The sequence below is a fragment of the Pseudomonas sp. CAM1A genome (assembly GCF_047501685.1).
Classification (GTDB): domain Bacteria; phylum Pseudomonadota; class Gammaproteobacteria; order Pseudomonadales; family Pseudomonadaceae; genus Aquipseudomonas.
In genome coordinates this window covers 601,420-620,565 of the sequence record NZ_JBFNXP010000002.1, presented here as the reverse complement: position 1 = coordinate 620,565, position 19,146 = coordinate 601,420, and the positions used below count along the sequence as shown (strand labels likewise).

The following is a 19,146-nucleotide window of genomic DNA, read 5'->3' as shown; positions in this document are numbered from 1 at the left end:
TCGATTGGGCCTAGCGGAATTGAGCCAAGAACCGCAGGTCGTTGTCGAAGAACAGACGCAAATCGTTGACGCCATAGCGCAGCATGGCCAGGCGCTCGGCGCCCATGCCGAAGGCGAAGCCCTGGAACTCTTCCGGGTCGATGCCGGACATGCGCAGCACGCTCGGGTGGACCATGCCGCAGCCCATCACTTCCAGCCAGCCGGTCTGCTTGCAAACACGGCAGCCGTTGCCGGAACACATCACGCACTGGATGTCGACTTCGGCGCTTGGCTCGGTGAAGGGGAAGAACGACGGGCGGAAGCGCACGGCCAGTTCTTTCTCGAAGAACACCCGCAGGAACTCTTCGATGGTGCCCTTGAGGTCGGCGAAGTTGATACCGCGGTCGATCAGCAGGCCTTCGACCTGGTGGAACATCGGCGAGTGGGTGATATCCGAGTCGCAGCGGTATACACGGCCCGGGCAGACGATGCGGATCGGCGGCTGGGTCGATTCCATGGTGCGCACCTGGACCGGCGAGGTGTGGGTGCGCAGCAGCATGTTGGCGTTGAAATAGAAGGTGTCGTGCATCGCCCGGGCCGGGTGGTGGCCGGGGATGTTGAGCGCTTCGAAGTTGTGGTAGTCGTCTTCAACCTCGGGGCCTTCGGCGATGCCGTAGCCGATGTGGGTGAAGAACTGCTCGATGCGCTCGAGGGTACGGGTGATCGGGTGCAGCCCGCCGGTGGTCTGGCCACGGCCTGGCAGGGTCACGTCGATGCATTCGGCGGCCAGGCGAGCGTTGAGCTCGGCCTCTTCAAAGGCGGCCTTGCGTGCGTTGAGCACGTCGGTGACGCGTTCCTTGGCGTCGTTGATCAGCGCGCCGACCTTGGGGCGCTCTTCGGCTGGCAGGTTGCCCAGGGTCTTCATCACCTGGGTCAGCTCGCCTTTCTTGCCGAGATATTGGACCCGGATCTGTTCCAGGGTTGTGATGTCTTCAGCGCGTTCCACGGCCTCAAGGGCTTGGGCGACCAGCGCGTCCAGGTTTTCCATGTACAGACTCCAGATACGAAAATAGGGGAAGAGCTTTTGAAGGCTCTTCCCCTATCCGATGACGTTTTACACCCGACGGCGCAGGCGCCGCCGGATGATTGTCGTGGGTACTTAAGCCAGTACGGCTTTAGCCTTCTCGACAATCGCAGCAAACGCCGCTTTTTCGTTCACTGCCAGATCAGCCAGAACCTTGCGGTCGATTTCGATCGACGCTTTTTTCAGGCCAGCAATCAGACGGCTGTACGACAGACCGTTGGTGCGGGCACCGGCGTTGATACGAGCGATCCACAGTGCGCGGAACTGACGCTTCTTCTGGCGACGGTCGCGGTAGGCGTATTGGCCTGCCTTGATGACCGCTTGCTTGGCTACACGGAATACGCGCGAACGTGCACCGTAGTAACCTTTAGCCAGTTTCAGAATTTTTTTGTGACGCTTACGAGCGATAACGCCGCGCTTAACACGAGCCATGAGTAACTTCCTCTATCTTAACCAGAATTAACGAACGCGCAGCATGCGCTCGACTTTTGCCACGTCGGACGGGTGCAGCAAGCTGGCACCGCGCAGTTGACGCTTACGCTTGGTCGACATTTTGGTCAGGATGTGGCTCTTGAAAGCGTGCTTGTGCTTGAAGCCGGAAGCCGTCTTCAGGAAGCGCTTCGCAGCACCGCTCTTGGTTTTCATTTTTGGCATGTTGGAACTCCGCATTCGAATAAAAATTACACAATAATCATCAGGCCTGCCGTGCCCGGGAGATTACTTCTTCTTTTTGGGGGCGATGACCATCATAAGCTGGCGTCCTTCCATCTTCGGATGCTGCTCAACGGTGCCGTATTCCACGAGGTCAGCTTCAACCCGCTTCAACAGCTCCATGCCCAGCTCCTGGTGGGCCATCTCACGGCCGCGGAATCTCAGAGAGATCTTGGCCTTGTCCCCATCGCTAAGGAAACGTACCAGGTTGCGTAGTTTTACCTGGTAATCCCCTTCTTCCGTCCCTGGACGAAACTTGATTTCTTTGATCTGGATCTGCTTCTGGTTCTTCTTGGCTTCGTTGGCCTGCTTCTTCTTCTCGAAGAGGTGCTTGCCGTAGTCCATCACCTTGCAGACGGGCGGTACCGCGTCTGCAGAGATTTCCACCAGATCCAGCTTCGCTTCATCAGCGATACGCAGCGCTTCATCAATCGAGACGATGCCAATCTGCTCGCCGTCAGCACCAATTAACCGAACCTCGCGTGCCGAGATATTCTCGTTGATCGGGGCTTTCGGTGCAGTTCGTTTATCGTTTCTCATTTCACGCTTAATAGTCATTACTCCGATTCTTGGCGACCACGCCGGGAAACCGCTTGCGACAGCAGCTCAGCGAACTGCGCGACGGGCATCGAGCCCAGGTCTGCGCCTTCGCGGGTGCGCACAGCGACGGTTTGCGTTTCGACTTCGCGATCCCCTATAACCAAAAGGTAAGGGACCCGCAGCAACGTATGCTCGCGGATTTTAAAGCCGATCTTCTCATTTCTCAAGTCCGACTTGGCACGGAATCCGCTACCGTTCAGGGCTTTTTCCACCTCGAGGGCGAAATCGGCCTGCTTGTCGGTGATGTTCATGATCACGGCCTGGGTCGGCGCGAGCCAGGCCGGGAACACGCCGGCGTAGTGCTCGATGAGCATGCCGATGAAGCGCTCGAACGAACCGAGGATGGCGCGGTGCAGCATCACCGGGCGCACGCGGCTGTTGTCTTCGGCGATGTAGCTGGCGTCCAGGCGCTCGGGCAGGTTCGGGTCGTACTGCAGGGTGCCGCACTGCCAGTTACGGCCGAGGCAGTCACGCAGGGTGAACTCGATCTTCGGGCCGTAGAAGGCGCCCTCGCCCGGCTGGTATTCCCACTCCAGGCCCGATTCGTTCAGGGCGTCGGCCAACGCGCCTTCGGCGCGGTCCCACAGCTCTTCGGAACCGACACGCTTGGCCGGACGGGTGGACAGCTTCATGGCGACGTCGGTGAAACCGAAGTCCTTGTACACGTCCAGGGTCAGCTTGATGAAGTCGGCAGCTTCCTTCTTCACCTGTTCTTCGGTGCAGAAGATGTGCGCGTCGTCCTGCACGAAACCACGCACGCGCATGATGCCGTGCAGCGCGCCGGACGGCTCGTTGCGGTGGCAGGCGCCGAACTCGGCCAGGCGCAGCGGCAGGTCACGGTACGACTTCAGGCCCTGGTTGAACACCTGCACGTGGCACGGGCAGTTCATCGGTTTTACCGCGTAGTCGCGGTTTTCCGACGAAGTGGTGAACATGTTCTCGGCGTAGTTGGACCAGTGGCCGGAACGCTCCCAGAGGATGCGGTCGACAACCTGCGGGGTCTTGATTTCCTGGTAGCCGTTTTCGCGCTGAACCTGGCGCATGTACTGCTCAAGCACCTGGTACACGGTCCAGCCGTTGGCGTGCCAGAACACCATGCCCGGGGCTTCTTCCTGCAGGTGGAACAGGTCGAGCTGCTTGCCGATCTTGCGGTGGTCGCGTTTCTCGGCTTCTTCGATGCGCTGGATATAGGCGGCCAGCTGCTTCTTGTCGGCCCAGGCGGTGCCGTACACACGTTGCAGCTGCTCGTTCTTGGCATCGCCGCGCCAGTAGGCGCCGCTGAGTTTGGTCAGCTTGAACGCCTTGAGGAAGCGGGTGTTCGGCACGTGCGGGCCACGGCACATGTCGACGTATTCTTCGTGGTAGTACAGGCCCATGGCCTGTTCATCCGGCATGTCCTCGACCAGGCGCAGCTTGTAGTCTTCGCCACGCTGGGTGAACACGTCGATGACTTCGGCGCGCGGGGTCATCTTCTTGACGACGTCGTAGTCCGTGTCGATCAGCTGCTGCATGCGCTTTTCGATGGCGGCGAGGTCGTCCGGGGTGAAGGGACGCTCGTAGGCGATGTCGTAATAGAAGCCTTCGTCGATCACCGGGCCGATCACCATGCGGGCGGTCGGGTACAGCTGCTTCACCGCGTGGCCGATCAGGTGGGCGCACGAGTGACGGATGATCTCCAGTCCCTCTTCATCTTTAGGGGTGATGATCTGCAGGGTGGCGTCGTGGTCGATTTTGTCGCAGGCATCGACGAGCTTGCCGTCGACCTTGCCGGCCAGGGTGGCCTTGGCCAGGCCTGCGCCGATGGATGCGGCGACTTCGGCTACGGATACCGGCTGGTCGAACGTGCGTTGACTGCCATCGGGAAGAGTAATAATGGGCATGGCGCCTCCTCTCCTAGTGGTGACCCCTACCAAAGGTCACGTGGGTTGGGATGAGCCAGTACAAGATCCGCCCTGCCTTTCCCGCGGGAAAGCCTGCCTCACAGTGGCAGAGACCTTTCGGCCTGCCAGGGACGAACCAGAGTGACTGGAAGGTATAAAAAGAAATGCGCCCGCACAGGGCGTGGCGCAAGGCAGGCATGCTAGCACGGGGCTAGAGCGGCCGGCAGAAATATTTGGAATTTACGCCGTGGCGGTGAACTCTTGCGGAAAATTTCCTATCAGACTTTCTGAAGCAACCTACTCTTGATGAGACCATTAACCAAGGAGTGTCCGGTTATGCGACTTCAGTCCCTTCTGGCTGCCTGCGCCGCAAGCGCCCTGCTGCTGCCCCTGGCTGCCAACGCAGGCAATTTCCCCGCCGGCAAGGAAGCATCCTATATGGCGCAGTGCCAACAAGTGGCGAGCGGCCAAGGCGTGGATGCGGCGACAGCCAAGAAGCACTGCGAGTGTGGTGCCCAAGCCATCAAGAAGAATTTCAACGACAAGGAGATCGAGGACCTCGACAGCCAGGACGGCGTAGACGCCAAGCTGATGCAGAAGGCCCAGCAGGTGGTCCAGGCCAGCTGCAAGCCAAAATAGGCCGGATTTTCCGGCGTTCCGTCGCATCTTTTGCCTTGGATCAACATCCTGCGAAGGTAATAGGGGCTAGATGCGAAGAATTAGACTATAGTGTCGTCGGTGCCACTGAAGCTTAGGCGACACTGCACCCCGATAAAAAATCATGTTTCTGGAGATTCACCCCATGTCCAATCGCCAAACCGGCACCGTCAAGTGGTTCAACGATGAAAAAGGCTTCGGCTTCATCACTCCTCAAGGCGGCGGCGACGACCTGTTCGTACACTTCAAGGCCATCGAAACCGACGGTTTCAAAAGCCTGAAAGAAGGCCAAACTGTTTCCTTCGTAGCCGAAAAAGGCCAGAAGGGCATGCAGGCTGCGCAGGTTCGTCCGGAGTAATTTTCGGATAGCTGCAAAAAAACCCGCCCTCGTGGCGGGTTTTTTATTGGGTGCCTGCCAAGGCAGACTGTGCCCATGCGCGCTGCCGATCAAGCGCGACAGTGGCCAGGAGGGCCACCATCCCATGGCAATGATCGAACTACACGGCGTGGGCTTGCACCATGGCCGCAAACACCTTTTCAGCGAACTCGACGCGCGCATCGAATGGGGGCAGCGCATCGCCATCATCGGCGACAACGGCAGCGGCAAGTCGTCACTGCTGCGCCTGCTGCAGGGCAGCCTGGCGCCCAGCGAGGGGCACCTCGAGCGCCACGGCGGTTTGCGTGTCGGCCATGTGGCCCAGGTGCTGGACGGCGAGTCGTCGCTCAGCGGCGGCCAGCGGGTCAACCAGGCATTGAGCCAGGCCCTGGCCCTGGGCCCCGACCTGCTGCTGCTGGACGAGCCAACCAACCACCTGGACGCCGCCAACCGTCGCTCGCTGTCGCGCATGCTCGAGCATTTCCACGGCACTCTGGTGCTGGTGACCCACGACGTGGCGCTGATGAACCAGACCTGTGACACGCTCTGGCACCTGCACCACGGGCGGCTGGAGGTGTTCAACGGCAGCTACGCCGACTACATGGCCGAGCGCGACCTGCAGCGCGGCGTGCTCGACAAGCGCATCGCCGAGGTACGCCGCGCCCGCAACGACGCCCACGACTCGCTGATGCAGGAACAGGCCCGTGCCGCCGGCGCCCGCAAACGTGGGGTCAAGGCGATCCAGAACAGCAAGTGGGCGACCGTGCGCTCGCCGACCAAGCTGGGCCGCGGCAACACCACGGCCGGGCGCAAGCAGGCGCAGATCCTGCAGCAGCAGCGCGAGCTCGGCGAGCAGCTGGCCGAGCTGCGCCCGGAGCCGGTGATCTTGCCACGCTTCCACCTGCCGGCGACGAGCCAGTCGTCGCGGGTGCTGATCCAGGTGCGTGACGGCAGCGTCGGCTATGCCGAAACGCCGGTACTCGGCGGCATCGACCTGCAACTGGACGGCGGCGAACGCCTGGCCCTGACCGGCAACAACGGCAGCGGCAAGTCCACCCTGGCGCGGGCGATCCTCGGCGACCCGCGGGTCTGGCGGCGTGGCGACTGGCTGCTGCCGGCGCCCGAGCAGCTCGGCTACATCGACCAGCACTACGACACCCTGCCCGCCGATGCCAATGTGCAAGAAACTCTGGCGCGGCTAGTGCCGGATTGGTCGCAGGAACAGTTGCGCGCGCACCTGGCGGACTTTCTGTTCCGCCAGGCCGATGCAGTGCAGGCGCCGGTGGCCGGGCTGTCCGGCGGCGAGAAGGCGCGCCTGTCGCTGGCCTGCATCGCCGCCCGGCCGCCGCAGCTACTGATCCTCGACGAGCCGACCAACAACCTCGACCTGCGCATGCGCACCCACCTGCTGGAAGTGCTGGCGGACTACCCCAACGCGCTGCTGGTGATTTCCCACGACCAGGACTTCCTCGACGGCCTGGGCATCGACCGTCACTTTCACTGCGTCAGGGACCACTCGGCCAAGGGCCAGTAGCGGCCCTTGCGTGACTCGTACAGGGTGAAGTGGCGAGCGATGAGGTGGAACGCCGGCGCCTCGCCCGCCTCCGGCAATGGCTCGCGAAAATCCCGGGACAGGGTCAGGTGTGGCCGGTACTCACGCACCTGCGGTTCGATACCCAGTGGCAGCAGTGCCTGCTGCAAGTCGTACACCAGCTGGCGCAGGGCCAGCGGCGCTTGCGCGGGCGCCAGCACTAATGCCGAAGCCCGCGGCCACACCTGCAACTGGTCGAGGACCAGGCGCAGCCTGGCCTCAGGCAGCCTCAGCGCATCCACTGCGGCGCACACCGCCGGCACCTGGGCGGCATCGACATCGCCCAGGAACAGCAAGGTGACATGGAAGTTCTCGCTCGGCACCGGTTTGCCACTGCGCAGGCCCAGGCCACGCCGCCACTGGCTGATGCCACGGCGCTGTTCTTCGCCCAGCGACAGGGCGAAAAACAGCCGCTTGAAGGGGGCCCCACTGGGGCGTGCGTCCTGGATCATCGGGAGTTCCTTGCTGGATGGACGGCCACCCGAGTGTAAACGCCGGGGCGTCAAAAAATACCCACCCATGCACATGAATCGTTTGCGCAAGCTGTAGGCCATGCCACCTAAGTCGGGCGGTCTTGTCGTAACAATAAGTACAAACCCACGCCACGATTGTTTATGCTGGCGGGCTTACGCCATGGCGCATGGCCATTTTTCGACAAGTAAACGTCCATGAAAATTGCACTCGTACTGATCTTCGTCCTCTCGATCGCCTATGTTCACTTGCGCGGTCGGGTACGTCACAAGCTGACCCGTCAGCTGGGCGACCACTCCAGCTTCCTGGCTCCGGTCAACGCCTTCCTGTACCTGTTCTCCAAGCACCCGGCCAAGCCTTACCTGCCGGTCAGCGCCTTCCCCGAGCTGCAGGTGCTGCAGGACCACTGGCAGGAGATCCGCAAGGAAGGCCAGCAACTGCTGCAGGCCGGCGAGATCAAGAAGTCCGACAACTATGACGATGTCGGCTTCAACTCGTTCTTCAAGACCGGCTGGAAGCGCTTCTACCTGAAGTGGTACGGCGAGAGCCACCCCTCGGCGATGACCCTGTGCCCGCGCACCACCGAGCTGCTGCAAGGCATCGGCACGGTCAAGGCAGCGATGTTCGCCACCCTGCCGCCGGGCGCCAAGCTGGTGCGTCACCGCGACCCCTACGCCGGCTCGTACCGCTACCACCTGGGCCTGGACACGCCCAACGACGATGGCTGCTACATCGACGTGGACGGCGAGAAGTACTCCTGGCGCGACGGTGAGGGCGTGGTGTTCGACGAGACCTACATCCACTACGCCGCCAATACCACCGAACACAACCGCATCATCCTGTTCTGCGACGTCGAGCGCCCGCTCAAGTACCGCTGGGCAGCCGCCTTCAACCGCTGGTTCAGCCGCAACGTGATGGCCGCCGCCGCCGCGCCCAACGATGCCAATGACAAGACCGGCGGCATCAACCGCCTGTTCACGCGCATCTACAAGATCCGTGAGCGTGGCAAGGCCATGAAAAAGCGCAACCGCACCCGCTACTACCTGGAGAAGTGGGCAGTGGTCGCGGCGCTGGTGCTGGTGTTCATCTACATCTGATCCGCTCGTCATCCGCGCGGGGCAACCCCGCTCCTGCCAACAGTGGGAGCGGGCTTGCCCCGCGAGTGTTTTCCCCGCTGCAAATCCCGTCTTCGACTAGCCTGAAAGCTCCTGTTGCCAACCTGACAAGGTGAAGACGATGAGCATGATGGACTGGGACGCCTACCGTAAGCAGTTGATGGCCGGCATCGGCGATCTCAAGCAACTGTCCCCCGATACCGTGGCCGGCTACATGACCGCCAGTGGCGCCGGGGCCAAGACCAACCACCTGGACGCCAAGACCCGCGAGCTGATCTCCCTGGCCGTGGCCGTCACCACCCGCTGCGACGGCTGCATCGCCGTGCATTCGCAGCAGGCGGTCAAGCATGGCGCCACCCGCGAGGAGATCGCCGAGGCCCTGGGCGTGGCGGTGGCGATGAACGCCGGCGCGGCACTGGTCTATTCGGCCCGCGCCCTGGACGCGGTGGGCAAGGCCGGCGCCTGACACACCAAGGCGTCGCCGCCCTTGCGCGACGACGCCCTGGCACCCAGACTTGGCGGCCCAGCCCGCGCAGGAACCGCCATGATCCAGATCCGCCCCATGACCCCGGAAGACTTCGAGCGCTTCTGGCCGACCTTCCAGGCCATTGTCCAGGCACGCCAGACCTACGCCTTCGACCCCGCCCTGAATATCGACCAGGCCCGCACGCTGTGGCTGGAGACCCCGTTGCGCACCCTGGTGGCCGAGGCAGACGGCGAACTGCTCGGTTCCTACTTCCTCAAGGCCAATGCCGCCGGCCCTGGCGGGCATGTGGGCAACTGCGGCTACATGGTGTGCGAAAACGCTCGTGGCCGTGGCGTGGCCAGGCTGATGTGCGAGCATTCGCAGAAGCTCGCCCGCCAGGAAGGCTTCCTGGCCCTGCAGTTCAACTCGGTGGTGGCGACCAACGAAGTGGCCGTGGCGCTGTGGCACAAGCTCGGCTTCGAGACCGTCGGGCGCCTGCCCAAGGCCTACCGCCATGGTGAGCTGGGCCTGGTCGATTGCCTGGTGATGTACAAGTGGCTGGCCGACGAGCCGGTGGTGGAGAAACCGCCGCTGCTGATCGGCCGCAAGAACATCGAGGCGCGGGTGTCACGGCGGCGCGGTCGCTAGCGGCTGTTTCAGCGGGCCGCCGACCGGCTCGCCCGTAGCCCTTGCCGGGCCATCACCCGGCAAAACACTGCAGCACGTCAACGACGCCGTCGCGTCAAGCTGCCACACTAGGGCCATTGCCTTTCGTGCCTGTGTGAAGGAACACCCCCTCCCCATGAACCATGAGCTGCTCTGGGTCCTTGGCCTGCTGGCCGTCGTCGTTGTCCTGTTCATCCTCAACCGCCCGCGCATGGACGTGGTCGCCCTGCTGGTGATCGTCGCCCTGCCGCTGTCGGGCATCCTCACCGTGGAGCAGGCCATGGCCGGCTTCAGCGACCCCAACGTGGTGCTGATCGCCGCGCTGTTCGTGATCGGCGAAGGGCTGGTGCGCACCGGCATCGCCTACCGCATCGGCGAATGGATGAGCGAGCGCGCCGGCAACAGCGAGGCGCGCCTGCTGGTGCTGCTGATGGTGGCCGTGGCCGGCCTGGGCTCGGTGATGAGCTCCACCGGCGTGGTGGCGATCTTCATCCCGGTGGTGCTGAGCATTGCCGCGCGCCAGCAGCTTTCGCCCAGCCGGCTGATGATGCCGCTGAGCTTCGCCGGCCTGATCAGCGGCATGCTCAGCCTGGTGGCGACGCCACCTAACGTGGTGGTGCACAGCGAGCTGGTGCGCCACGGCGAACAGGGCTTCGGCTTCTTCAGCTTCACCCCTTTCGGCCTGGTGGTGCTGGTGCTCGGGATCGGCTACATGCTGCTGACCCGCCACTGGCTCAACGGTGAGGTGCGCAAGGACGGTCGGGTCGAGAGCCGCCGCACCCTGCTCGACCTGGTGCTGGACTACAAGCTCAACGGTCGCGAGCGGCGCCTGCGCATCCGCCCGCATTCGCCGCTGATCGGCCACACCCTCGGCGAACTGGAGCTGCGCACCCGCCACGGCGCCAACGTGATCGGCATCGAGCGCCAGCACAAGTTCACCACCCGGGTGATCAGCGCCGACTCCGGCACCTTGCTGCAGCAGGGCGACGTGCTGTTGCTGGACCTGTTCGCCAACCGCGACGACCTGCGCAGCCTGTGCCAGACCATGCTGCTCGAGCCCCTGCACTTCAAGGCCGCCTACTTCATCGACCAGTCCCAGGAGCTGGGCATGGCGGAGATCTCGCTGCCGCCCGGCTCGCAACTGATCGGCAAGAGCATCCTCGAACTGACCTTCCGTACCCGCTACGACCTCAACGTGGTCGGCCTGCGCCGTGACCAGCAAGCCATCGAAGGGCAACTGGTGGAAGAAAAGCTGCGCCTGGGCGACACCCTGCTGGTGGTCGGCCCGTGGAAGGCGGTACGCCAGCTGCAGGGCAAGCCGCGCGACTTCCTGGTGCTGAGCCTGCCGGCGGAAATCGACCAGGTCGCGCCAGCGCGCGCCCGGGCGCCTTATGCACTGATCAGCCTGGCGGTGATGGTCGGGCTGATGGTCAGCGGCCTGGTGCCCAATGTCATCGCCGCGTTGATTGGCTGCCTGCTGATGGGCGCCGGGCGTTGCATCGACATGAACAGCGCCTACCGCGCCATCCACTGGCAGAGCCTGGTGCTGATCGTCGGCATGCTGCCCTTCGCCCTGGCCCTGCAAAAGACCGGTGGCATCGACCTGGCCGTCGGTGCGCTGGTCGGCGCGCTCGGCGGCGCCGGCCCCAGCGTGATCCTCGCCTGCCTGTTCGCCGTGACGGCGCTGATCGGGCTGTTCATCTCCAATACCGCAACCGCGGTGCTGATGGCCCCGGTGGCGGTGAGCACCGCGCAGCAGCTGGGCATGTCGCCCTACCCGTTCGCCATGACCGTGGCCCTGGCGGCGTCGGCGGCGTTCATGACGCCGGTGTCGTCGCCGGTCAACACCCTGGTGCTGGGGCCGGGCCAGTACCGCTTCGCCGATTTCGTCAAGGTCGGCGTGCCGTTCACCTTGCTGGTGATGCTGGTAACCGTGCTGATGGTGCCGTGGGTGTTCGGGCTGTAGTCGCCATCCGCGCCGATTGCGGCGAATTGACATCAATTGACCAGTTGAAAGACACTGCATGACATCGTCCCAGGTGCCTACAGCCGTTTTCCTGGATTCTGTCTTCGCTTGCCGGTCGAGCCCATGGTGTCTTCAGTCCCGTCGCGCCTGCTGCCCCCGCTGATCCTGTTCGGCTTGACCCTGGCGCTGACCCTGGGCGGTATCCTCGCCCGCCCGATCGAATCACTGTCGCTGTTCTGGCCGGTTAACGCGGTGCTCGCCGGCCTGCTGCTGCGCAACCCGCGCCAGGCCACCCCCGGCGGCTTCGTCCTGGTCTACCTGGCCATGGTCGCCGCCGACCTGGCCTGCGGCAGCGCCTGGCGCCCGGCCTTGTGGTTCAACCTGTGCAACCTCGGCGCCATCGCCACCATCTGGTACCTGATGGCCCGCCTGCCGCGCGTGCATCGTCGCCTGCGCACCCCGCATGGCACCTTGTGCCTGTTCGGCGCCTGCGCCGTCGGCGCGATGGTCGCCGCAAGCCTGGCCTGCGTGATGGCCGCGCCGTGGTTCGAGCAATCGCTGCGCGCCACCTGGCTGGCCTGGTTCAGCGAACAGTTCTCCACCAGCGTGCTGGTCCTGCCGGTAATGCTCACCGCGCCATCGCCCAGGGCCCTGACCCGCCCCGGCAGTGCCGGGCAAACGGTGCGCCTGGCGCCGTTGCTGGTGCTGCTGGCCTCGCTGAGCGTCAGTATCGTCTTCGGCGGGCCCGGCGCCATCGCCTTCCCGATTGCCGCGCTGCTGTGGTGCGCGCTCAGCTACTCGCCGTTCCTCGTCTCGCTGCTGGCCCTCACTGCGGGCAGCACGTTGATCGTCGCCGTGGCGCAGAACCTCATGCACTTCAATATCCCGCAGAGCGAGTCGGGGGTCACCACCTTGATGTCGGCGCGCCTGGGCATCGCCATGCTGGTGCTCGGCCCGTTGGTGCTGGCCTGCGTCAGCAGCGCCAACCGCAGCCTGATGGCGCGCCTGGCGCACCAGGCGACCATCGACCACCTGACCGGCGCCCTCAGCCGCAGCGCGTTCATCCGCCGCGCCCATGCCCTGCTCGACAACCGCCAGCAAGCGCCGCTGACCTTGATGATGCTCGACATCGATCACTTCAAGACCATCAACGACCAGCATGGCCACGCTGTCGGCGACCAGGTGCTGCGCCAGTTCGCCACGACCCTGCACGACCAGTTGCACGACGGTGAGCTGTTCGCCCGCCTGGGCGGCGAGGAGTTCGTCATCGTCGTGCCGGGGCTGGCGCCGGAGCTCGCCAGGTTCACCGCCGAGCGCCTGCGCCGGGCGGTGCAGGACCAGCACATCGCGCAGCCCGGGCAGCCGCTGCGGATCACCGTGAGCATCGGTGTGAGCGGCTGCGCCGCCGACACCCCGGCGCCCAGCCTCGACGAGCTGCTGGCCAGCGCCGACCAGGCGCTCTACCGGGCCAAGGCCCAGGGCCGCAACCGCGTCGAACAGGCCGATGGGCAGCGCCAGGTGGTGTGAGTCAACCGGCCAGCAGGTCCCAGCTCAACTTGGCGATCAGCACGCACAGCAGCACCAGGAACAGCCCCCGCACGAACCCCGCGCCCTTGCGCACCGCCAGCCAGGTGCCGGTCAGCGCGCCGAGCACATTGAACAGCGCCATCGGCAGTGCAATGGCCCACAGCACATTGCCCGACGGGATGAAGAACACCAGCGCGGCCAGGTTGGTGGCGATGTTGACCAGCTTCGCCGAGGCCGAGGCATGCAGGAAATCCAGGGCGAAGAAACGAATGAACAGGAAGATCAGGAAACTGCCGGTGCCCGGCCCGAACAGCCCATCGTAGAAGCCGATGGCGCCACCGATCAGCACAGCCAGGCACTGTTCCTTGCGGCCAATGGCCATTGGTTTGTGCAGGGTGCCGAAGTCTTTCTTGCAGAAGGTGTAGATGGCCATCAGCACGATCAGCGCCAGCACCATCGGGCGCATCACGCTCGCCGGCACCAATGACACCGTAGCCGCGCCGAGAAACGACATCACGAAGGCGCTCAGCGCCGCCGGCACGATCAACCCCCAGTCCAGCTTGACCTTGCGGATGAACGAACGCGCCGCGAACGTGGTACCGCATACCGAAGCCAGCTTGTTGCTGCCCAGCAGGGCCGCTGGCTGGGCGTTGGGCAGCACATTGAACAGCGCGGGGATCTGGATCAGCCCGCCACCACCGACGGCAGCGTCGATCAGGCCAGCGGCGAAGGCAAACAGCGAAAGCAGGGCAATATCCATCATCTCGAAGGTCCAGGCGGCACAAAACAGGCTGCCAGACTAATCAAAGCGCCGCGCTTGTGTTGAAATGCCACATTGCAAAAACTGCAACGAGGAATCCCTCCATGGCCTTGGACATGCTGCGTGAAATTCAGGCATTCGTCAGCGTCGCGCATAAGCGCAGCTTCGTCAGCGCCGCCCGCGCTCTGGGCCGCTCGCCCAGCGCGGTAACACGTGCCGTGCAGGCCTTGGAGGACAACAGCGGCGCCAAGCTGTTCAACCGCAGCGCCAGCGCCGTGTCATTGACCGAGGCCGGCGAGCGCCTGCTGCCCCACGCCGAACGCTTGCTGGATGTGCAACGGGATGCCGCCGACGAGTTGGCCGCGCTGACCGGCAACGCCCAGGGCTGGATCCGCCTGGCCGCGCCCGAGGTGCTGGCCCAGCAGATATTGCCGGGTGTGCTGGCCGGGTTCTCCCGTCGCCACCCTCATGTCACCCTCGACGTGCAGTACAGCGACCAGGCTCTGGATCCGCTGCAAGGCAAGCTGGACTTCGTGATCCGTGGTGCCTTCCCGCAGTCCAGCGAACTGATCGGCTACCCGCTGTGGCGTTACCGCCGCCACTTGTACGCCAGCCCCGAGTACCTGGCGCAGGCCGGCACGCCCCAAGGGCTGGAGGAGCTGGAACGGCATGCACTGATCCTGCACACCGCGCCGCGCATCCTCAAGGCCTGGCATTTCAGCAAGGACGGGCGCATCTCCAGCCTGCGCCCAAGACCACGCCTGCGCCTGGGTTCGGGGGTGGCAGTATTGCAAAGCACGCTGGCGGGCGCCGGCATCGCGCGGCTGGCCGATTGGCTGGGGGAACCGGAAGTGCGCGCCGGACGGCTGGTGCGGGTCTGCCCCGATTTTCACCTGACGTCCAGCACCGGGCACGACCCGCAGATGCATGCCGTATACCCCGCCGGCGACCTGCCGGCGCGGGCTCGCGAGCTGCTGCAGGCCCTGCGCGATGCCCGTCCGCGCCTGTGGGATCAGCCCTGAACAGGGCTGCTCAATTTCTGCTCAATCTAACAGAGTGCTTGCCAATACTGGCCTGTAGCGTTTTATCCACAGACCTACCCACGATTTTTGTGGACAGTTTCCGCAAGGCTTGAAGGAAAAATTACAAACGCAGCAAGGCCACATTGGCCAGCTTGACCAACTCGATCCATTCGCTTGCGCTGATCACACCGGAACGCTCCAACTCTTCGGCACGGCGCAGTGCCTGATCGTAGTCCTCTTCGTGGAGGATGCCCTCGCCGAGAAAACGACCGCGCCACTCCAGCATCGCTGCAGTGCCTTTCTTGCATTCCATAGTGTGTATTGTCTCCAAGGCAAGTAAATGGCCCGTGTGCCCGGGCCCTTTGATTGGGGGCGGGAGATTACACGAGCGCCTTGCACTTGAGAACGACTTGCAGCTACCGCTTGTCTAGACGACTGCGGCTTTCGGCGGGAAAACCGGGAGGGAAGAGTCTGGCCCGCCATTGCGCCAGGCGGGCCGGGACAGGAAAAAGTTGCGGCTCAGCTTGGCGGAATTGTGCCCAGCAGGCCAATCATGATAGTCAGCAACAGAAAACCACCCAGAAACAGCGCGAGCTTGCCCATCGGAACCTCTACAGTGTGATGACGTAACGGCGGGGCTGGCCGCTGCGGGCATGCAGCGGGGCAGCCTGCCCAGCGCACACCGGATTGGAAGGCTGGGCCTGGGCGTAATTGTCCGGCAGCGGCTGATACGGTTACAGATTCAGGTTCGTGGAAAAAAAGCGGATCAGATGCGGGTTGTCCCTCGGGCAAGCTACTCCCGTGCTACGGTGCAGAGTCCAGCCAAGGAAGACCACCGGATATGACCGCACTCGCCGCCAACGCCGCCCTGCTGATCATCGACATGCAGAACGGCATCAACCACCCTCGCCTGGGCCGTCGCAACAACCCCGAAGCCGAACAGCGCATCAGCGAACTGCTTGCCTTTTGGCGCGCAAGCACGCGCCCGGTAGTGCATGTGCGGCATATCTCCCGCGATCCGGATTCGGTGTTCCGGCCAGGCCAGCCCGGCTGCGAGTTTCAGCCCGCCTTCACTCCGCAGGCGAACGAAGCCGTGTTTGAAAAACATCTGCCCGACGCTTTCTGCAACAGCGGCCTGGAACACTGGCTGCACCAGCGCGGCATCCAGCAACTGGTCATCATCGGCGTGATCACCAACAACTCGGTGGAGTCGAGCGCACGCTCGGCGGGCAACCTGGGGTTCGCAACGGTGGTGGTGGGCGACGCCTGCTACACCTTCGACCAGCGCGATCTACAAGGCCGGCTGTGGCCGGCGGAGGATGTCCATGCCCTGGCCCTGAGCAACCTGGCCATGGACTATGCGCGCGTTCTGGACAGTGCGGCGGTGCTGGCCGCAGGCTGATCACGCCAGCGCGCGCAGCTTGGCCAGCGGCACCCAGCCGAGCTCGCCATTGCTCACCCGGCGGCACCAGGCCCAGCCATTCAAGGGGCGCAGGCTATCGAGCTGCTGGCCGGGATCGACGTCCAGTTCATGGGCCGAATAGGCTTCCAGCGCCCTGCCCCGGCCCACGCCCAGCCGCTCGATGAACTGGGCAGGCACCCAACCCGCTGCCTGCCCCTGGCAACTGCACAGGTACCAGTCCTCCCAGTGCTCGTCGCCCTCGTAGCGCTGGCCGATCTCCAGCAGCGTGCCACGGGCAAAGGTGATGGGCGCAGGGTACTCACTGCGGTGTGTCTCGATCACGACGTACTTCACAAGCCTCTCCCTGGCTGCGAAAAGCGTCGATGCTAGTCGAAGGGCCTCTACAGCACCATGACCATTTCATGCCAGGCCATGCCGCCATGGTCGGAAGCCGACGGGCGTACATAGGCGTAGCCCATCTTCTCGTACAACCCGACATGGCGCTCCTTGCACATCAGGTGGATGGTGGCCTTGCCGCGCTCACGCATCTGCGCGACGAAGCGCGCCATCAACCGGCTGGCATGGCCCTGGCCCTGGTACCCGGGGTCGAGCACCACCGACATGATCACCACGTTGGGCGCCTGCGGGTCATGCCCGACTAGTTCCTTGAACGCCTCGTCCGACATCACCACCTGGTCGGCGCAACCGCTGTTGATGAAGCCGATTACCTGGCCCTCGGCCTCCAGCACGAGGAAGCCCTCCGGGTACTGGGCGATGCGCGTGGCGATCTTTTCCCGGGTGGCGGCTTCGTCGCCTTCGTAGGCACTGGTCTCGATCTGGTAGCAACGGTCCACGTCGCTGGAGGTGGCCTGGCGGAATGTCGGTGTGCTCATGGGCGGAATCCGGATAGCGGGAAACAGGGGCGACATCCTAACGGAAGTCGCCGCCCTGCTACAGGCTCGCCATACCCCTTACACCGAACGAGTAATACCCCCATCGACCCGCAGGTTCTGCCCGGTGATGTAGCCTGCGCCCTCGGAAGCCAGGAAGGCGACAGTGGCCGCAATCTCCTCGGCCTTGCCGTACCGCTCCATGGGAATCCGGCTACGGAACTCTTCTTTCTCCGGCAGGCTGTCGATAAAGCCCGGCAGCACGTTGTTCATGCGGATGTTCTCGGCCGCGTAACGGTCGGCGAACAGTTTGGTAAAGGCCGCGAGCCCGGCGCGGAACACCCCGGAGGTGGGGAACGCAGGATCCGGCTCGAAGGTGGCGAAGGTCGAGATGTTGATGATGGTGCCGCCGCCCTGGCGCTGCATGATCGGGGTCACCAGGCGGGTCGGGCGCACCACGTTGAGGAAGTACACCTCCATGCCCCGGTGCCAGTCCTCGTCGCTGAGCTCAAGCACCGGCGCACGCGGGCCATGCCCGGCGCTGTTGACCAGCACATCGATACGCCCCCATTGCTGCATCACAGTGTCGACCAGGCGCTGCAGGTCCTCTGCGGACTGGTTGGAGCCGGTCACACCGATGCCGCCCAGCTCGGCAGCCAGGGCCTCGCCCTTGCCCGAGGACGACAGGATCGCCACCCTGAAACCATCGGCAGCCAGCCGCCGCGCAGCCTCCGCGCCCATGCCACTGCCACCTGCGGTGATGATTGCCACTTTCTGAGAAGACATATGCAGCTCCTTCCGGGAGTTGATCAAGTAGGCCCATGAAGCCAGAATCCGGCTGAACGTACCAATCACGAATACTGGCAGCAGCCTGCAGGAAATCTACTGGATGAGCGCGCCCAAGCGACGCAACGCCCCCGCCATCGTCAACCACCTGGTAGCCTTCGAGGCCGCCGCCCGCCTGGGCAGCTTCCGCGCTGCCGCCGACGAACTGCATGTCACGCCGGGCGCGGTCGCCCAGCAGGTACGCACCCTGGAAGACAAGCTCGGCCGCCCGTTGTTCGAGCGCCTGCCCCGGGGCCTGCGGCCCAACCGGGACGGCGCCGACTACCTGGCCCGCGTGCGCCTGGCCCTGGAGATCATCGAGGACGCCACCGGCGAACTGCTGGAGCGCGACAACCCGCGCGATCCGCAGCAGGTTCTGCTCAGCACCACTCCCGCCTTCGCCAGCCGCTGGCTGATCCCGCGCCTGGGGCGCCTGGCCGAGGCGTATCCGCAGGTGGCCCTGATGATCGACGCCTCCGACAGTACCCGCCCGCTGAGCGGCAAGGGTGCGGTGGACCTGGCCGTGCGCTGGGGAGCGCCGCCCTTCGCCGACGCCTACGCCCTGCCCCTGCTGCCCGGCGTGGCGGTGCCGGTGTGCGCGCCGGGCTTGCGCGGCGAGCAGCCTTGGCGGCAAGCCGCGGATCTTGCGCAGCACCCGCTGATTTCCGACAGCCACAACAACTGGAAGCGCTGGTTCGACCACTACGCGTTGCCCGGCGCACGCTTCAGCGGCCCGGTGTTCTCGCAGACCATCCTCGCCATCGAGGCTGCCGAGCAAGGCATGGGTATCGCCCTGGTGCCGCGCCTGCTGGTGGCGAATGCCCTGAAAGCCGGCACGCTGGTGCTGGCACTGGAAGGCCATGAGCTGAGCACCGATGCCGGCTTCCATCTTCTTGCCAGCCAGACACCGCCGTCTGGATCACCCGCTGAGCAGGTGGTGAACTGGCTGCTGGGCCAAGCCAACACCCAAGTCTGAGCGATGCGTGCATTTAGCACGGCAATTGCAACATATCGTTTCAGTAACGTGCGATGGGTACCGGGATGCACGCCTGATCTCAGCGACCCGCCAGTTTTGCGGCAGGCCTTGTGATCCGAGGCCTGCCGGGGCATGGATGGAAGCATGCCGAAACATTCAATCCAGGCAACTTGTAAGACGCC

The 19,146-nt window shown here is 64.2% G+C and carries 22 protein-coding genes; 11 read left to right on the top strand and 11 right to left on the bottom strand.

Annotation, left to right across the window (positions count from 1 at the left end; translation table 11 throughout):
- Window positions 1-10: 10 nt before the first annotated feature.
- The 5 genes from pheS to thrS all read right to left on the bottom strand — a co-directional run bounded on the left by pheS (window position 11) and on the right by thrS (window position 4,254).
- On the bottom strand, window positions 11-1,027 hold the full coding sequence (gene pheS, locus ABZO33_RS06695; protein ID WP_194790419.1) for a phenylalanine--tRNA ligase subunit alpha: 1,017 nt from the start codon (window positions 1,025-1,027) through the stop codon (window positions 11-13).
- Between the two features lie 111 nt (window positions 1,028-1,138).
- The gene (gene rplT / locus ABZO33_RS06690) at window positions 1,139-1,495 is read right to left on the bottom strand and encodes a 50S ribosomal protein L20 (protein ID WP_003250671.1); all 357 of its coding nucleotides are present in this window, start codon (window positions 1,493-1,495) and stop codon (window positions 1,139-1,141) included.
- A gap of 27 nt (window positions 1,496-1,522) precedes the next feature.
- Window positions 1,523-1,717, bottom strand: a complete 195-nt coding sequence (rpmI, locus tag ABZO33_RS06685) for a 50S ribosomal protein L35 (protein ID WP_003250667.1) — start codon at window positions 1,715-1,717, stop codon at window positions 1,523-1,525.
- Between the two features lie 63 nt (window positions 1,718-1,780).
- Window positions 1,781-2,332: a translation initiation factor IF-3 gene (gene infC, locus ABZO33_RS06680; protein ID WP_172670897.1), complete on the bottom strand. Its 552-nt coding sequence runs from the start codon at window positions 2,330-2,332 to the stop codon at window positions 1,781-1,783.
- Window positions 2,332-4,254: a threonine--tRNA ligase gene (gene thrS / locus ABZO33_RS06675; protein WP_414535355.1), complete on the bottom strand. Its 1,923-nt coding sequence runs from the start codon at window positions 4,252-4,254 to the stop codon at window positions 2,332-2,334. Before thrS ends, infC begins: the two co-directional genes overlap by 1 nt.
- 336 nt (window positions 4,255-4,590) lie before the next feature.
- On the opposite strand from thrS, the gene ABZO33_RS06670 reads away from it, so the two are divergent.
- The 3 genes from ABZO33_RS06670 (at window position 4,591) to ABZO33_RS06660 (ending at window position 6,821) form a co-directional block, all read left to right on the top strand.
- Window positions 4,591-4,893, top strand: a complete 303-nt coding sequence (locus tag ABZO33_RS06670; RefSeq protein WP_046856070.1) for a hypothetical protein — start codon at window positions 4,591-4,593, stop codon at window positions 4,891-4,893.
- Between the two features lie 163 nt (window positions 4,894-5,056).
- The gene (locus ABZO33_RS06665; RefSeq protein ID WP_007956027.1) at window positions 5,057-5,269 is read left to right on the top strand and encodes a cold-shock protein; all 213 of its coding nucleotides are present in this window, start codon (window positions 5,057-5,059) and stop codon (window positions 5,267-5,269) included.
- A gap of 124 nt (window positions 5,270-5,393) precedes the next feature.
- Window positions 5,394-6,821, top strand: coding sequence for an ABC-F family ATP-binding cassette domain-containing protein (locus tag ABZO33_RS06660; protein ID WP_414535354.1), 1,428 nt, complete (start codon window positions 5,394-5,396; stop codon window positions 6,819-6,821).
- On the opposite strand, the gene thpR is transcribed toward ABZO33_RS06660, so the two are convergent.
- Window positions 6,785-7,330, bottom strand: a complete 546-nt coding sequence (gene thpR / locus ABZO33_RS06655; protein ID WP_414535353.1) for an RNA 2',3'-cyclic phosphodiesterase — start codon at window positions 7,328-7,330, stop codon at window positions 6,785-6,787. The genes ABZO33_RS06660 and thpR overlap by 37 nt on opposite strands.
- Window positions 7,331-7,546: 216 nt before the next feature.
- Between thpR and lpxO the strand changes: the two genes are divergently transcribed.
- From lpxO to ABZO33_RS06630, 5 genes are all read left to right on the top strand, one after another.
- Entirely contained in the window at window positions 7,547-8,446 is a 900-nt protein-coding gene (gene lpxO / locus ABZO33_RS06650; protein WP_023632669.1) for a lipid A hydroxylase LpxO, read from the top strand.
- A 139-nt stretch (window positions 8,447-8,585) separates the two neighbouring features.
- Window positions 8,586-8,930 (top strand): carboxymuconolactone decarboxylase family protein, encoded by a 345-nt coding sequence (locus ABZO33_RS06645; RefSeq protein ID WP_046856072.1) that lies wholly within the window; start codon window positions 8,586-8,588, stop codon window positions 8,928-8,930.
- 78 nt (window positions 8,931-9,008) lie between these two features.
- Window positions 9,009-9,578: an N-acetyltransferase family protein gene (locus ABZO33_RS06640; RefSeq protein ID WP_414535352.1), complete on the top strand. Its 570-nt coding sequence runs from the start codon at window positions 9,009-9,011 to the stop codon at window positions 9,576-9,578.
- A 154-nt stretch (window positions 9,579-9,732) separates the two neighbouring features.
- Window positions 9,733-11,562, top strand: coding sequence for an SLC13 family permease (locus ABZO33_RS06635; protein WP_414535351.1), 1,830 nt, complete (start codon window positions 9,733-9,735; stop codon window positions 11,560-11,562).
- A gap of 108 nt (window positions 11,563-11,670) precedes the next feature.
- Window positions 11,671-13,089: a diguanylate cyclase gene (locus ABZO33_RS06630; RefSeq protein ID WP_414535350.1), complete on the top strand. Its 1,419-nt coding sequence runs from the start codon at window positions 11,671-11,673 to the stop codon at window positions 13,087-13,089.
- 1 nt (window position 13,090) lies between these two features.
- On the opposite strand, the gene ABZO33_RS06625 is transcribed toward ABZO33_RS06630, so the two are convergent.
- Window positions 13,091-13,852, bottom strand: a complete 762-nt coding sequence (locus ABZO33_RS06625; RefSeq protein ID WP_110698285.1) for a sulfite exporter TauE/SafE family protein — start codon at window positions 13,850-13,852, stop codon at window positions 13,091-13,093.
- A 101-nt stretch (window positions 13,853-13,953) separates the two neighbouring features.
- Here ABZO33_RS06625 and ABZO33_RS06620 point away from each other — a divergent pair, with 101 nt between their 5' ends.
- A complete protein-coding gene (locus ABZO33_RS06620; RefSeq protein ID WP_414535349.1) occupies window positions 13,954-14,871 on the top strand; it encodes a LysR substrate-binding domain-containing protein in 918 nt (305 codons plus the stop codon).
- A gap of 121 nt (window positions 14,872-14,992) precedes the next feature.
- Here the strand turns inward: ABZO33_RS06620 and ABZO33_RS06615 are convergent, their stop codons facing one another.
- Entirely contained in the window at window positions 14,993-15,184 is a 192-nt protein-coding gene (locus ABZO33_RS06615) for a hypothetical protein (RefSeq protein ID WP_031315428.1), read from the bottom strand.
- A 528-nt stretch (window positions 15,185-15,712) separates the two neighbouring features.
- Between ABZO33_RS06615 and ABZO33_RS06610 the strand changes: the two genes are divergently transcribed.
- On the top strand, window positions 15,713-16,273 hold the full coding sequence (locus tag ABZO33_RS06610; protein ID WP_414535348.1) for a cysteine hydrolase family protein: 561 nt from the start codon (window positions 15,713-15,715) through the stop codon (window positions 16,271-16,273).
- Here ABZO33_RS06610 and ABZO33_RS06605 read toward each other — a convergent pair whose 3' ends face one another.
- From ABZO33_RS06605 to ABZO33_RS06595, 3 genes are all read right to left on the bottom strand, one after another.
- Window positions 16,274-16,627 (bottom strand): SH3 domain-containing protein, encoded by a 354-nt coding sequence (locus ABZO33_RS06605; protein WP_414535347.1) that lies wholly within the window; start codon window positions 16,625-16,627, stop codon window positions 16,274-16,276.
- A 47-nt stretch (window positions 16,628-16,674) separates the two neighbouring features.
- Complete coding sequence (locus ABZO33_RS06600) at window positions 16,675-17,166, bottom strand: GNAT family N-acetyltransferase (RefSeq protein ID WP_414535346.1); 492 nt, start codon at window positions 17,164-17,166, stop codon at window positions 16,675-16,677.
- A gap of 78 nt (window positions 17,167-17,244) precedes the next feature.
- Entirely contained in the window at window positions 17,245-17,949 is a 705-nt protein-coding gene (locus tag ABZO33_RS06595) for an SDR family oxidoreductase (RefSeq protein WP_414535345.1), read from the bottom strand.
- Window positions 17,950-18,052: 103 nt separating this feature from the next.
- Between ABZO33_RS06595 and ABZO33_RS06590 the strand changes: the two genes are divergently transcribed.
- Window positions 18,053-18,964 carry a LysR substrate-binding domain-containing protein gene (locus tag ABZO33_RS06590; RefSeq protein WP_414535344.1) on the top strand — a complete coding sequence of 304 codons (912 nt, stop codon included), beginning with the start codon at window positions 18,053-18,055 and terminating at the stop codon, window positions 18,962-18,964.
- Window positions 18,965-19,146: the final 182 nt, after the last annotated feature.

What these genes read in the sequence shown, in the direction of transcription:
- ABZO33_RS06595 (WP_414535345.1), bottom strand. Translation starts at nt 17,949, where the DNA reads ATGTCTTCTCAGAAAGTGGCAATCATCACCGCAGGTGGCAGTGGCATG.
- thpR (WP_414535353.1), bottom strand. Translation starts at nt 7,330, where the DNA reads ATGATCCAGGACGCACGCCCCAGTGGGGCCCCCTTCAAGCGGCTGTTT.
- ABZO33_RS06670 (WP_046856070.1), top strand. Translation starts at nt 4,591, where the DNA reads ATGCGACTTCAGTCCCTTCTGGCTGCCTGCGCCGCAAGCGCCCTGCTG.
- pheS (WP_194790419.1), bottom strand. Translation starts at nt 1,027, where the DNA reads ATGGAAAACCTGGACGCGCTGGTCGCCCAAGCCCTTGAGGCCGTGGAA.
- ABZO33_RS06635 (WP_414535351.1), top strand. Translation starts at nt 9,733, where the DNA reads ATGAACCATGAGCTGCTCTGGGTCCTTGGCCTGCTGGCCGTCGTCGTT.
- ABZO33_RS06665 (WP_007956027.1), top strand. Translation starts at nt 5,057, where the DNA reads ATGTCCAATCGCCAAACCGGCACCGTCAAGTGGTTCAACGATGAAAAA.
- ABZO33_RS06620 (WP_414535349.1), top strand. Translation starts at nt 13,954, where the DNA reads ATGGCCTTGGACATGCTGCGTGAAATTCAGGCATTCGTCAGCGTCGCG.
- thrS (WP_414535355.1), bottom strand. Translation starts at nt 4,254, where the DNA reads ATGCCCATTATTACTCTTCCCGATGGCAGTCAACGCACGTTCGACCAG.
- infC (WP_172670897.1), bottom strand. Translation starts at nt 2,332, where the DNA reads ATGACTATTAAGCGTGAAATGAGAAACGATAAACGAACTGCACCGAAA.
- ABZO33_RS06615 (WP_031315428.1), bottom strand. Translation starts at nt 15,184, where the DNA reads ATGGAATGCAAGAAAGGCACTGCAGCGATGCTGGAGTGGCGCGGTCGT.
- lpxO (WP_023632669.1), top strand. Translation starts at nt 7,547, where the DNA reads ATGAAAATTGCACTCGTACTGATCTTCGTCCTCTCGATCGCCTATGTT.
- rplT (WP_003250671.1), bottom strand. Translation starts at nt 1,495, where the DNA reads ATGGCTCGTGTTAAGCGCGGCGTTATCGCTCGTAAGCGTCACAAAAAA.
- ABZO33_RS06660 (WP_414535354.1), top strand. Translation starts at nt 5,394, where the DNA reads ATGGCAATGATCGAACTACACGGCGTGGGCTTGCACCATGGCCGCAAA.
- ABZO33_RS06600 (WP_414535346.1), bottom strand. Translation starts at nt 17,166, where the DNA reads ATGAGCACACCGACATTCCGCCAGGCCACCTCCAGCGACGTGGACCGT.
- rpmI (WP_003250667.1), bottom strand. Translation starts at nt 1,717, where the DNA reads ATGCCAAAAATGAAAACCAAGAGCGGTGCTGCGAAGCGCTTCCTGAAG.
- ABZO33_RS06625 (WP_110698285.1), bottom strand. Translation starts at nt 13,852, where the DNA reads ATGATGGATATTGCCCTGCTTTCGCTGTTTGCCTTCGCCGCTGGCCTG.
- ABZO33_RS06640 (WP_414535352.1), top strand. Translation starts at nt 9,009, where the DNA reads ATGATCCAGATCCGCCCCATGACCCCGGAAGACTTCGAGCGCTTCTGG.
- ABZO33_RS06610 (WP_414535348.1), top strand. Translation starts at nt 15,713, where the DNA reads ATGACCGCACTCGCCGCCAACGCCGCCCTGCTGATCATCGACATGCAG.
- ABZO33_RS06590 (WP_414535344.1), top strand. Translation starts at nt 18,053, where the DNA reads ATGAGCGCGCCCAAGCGACGCAACGCCCCCGCCATCGTCAACCACCTG.
- ABZO33_RS06645 (WP_046856072.1), top strand. Translation starts at nt 8,586, where the DNA reads ATGAGCATGATGGACTGGGACGCCTACCGTAAGCAGTTGATGGCCGGC.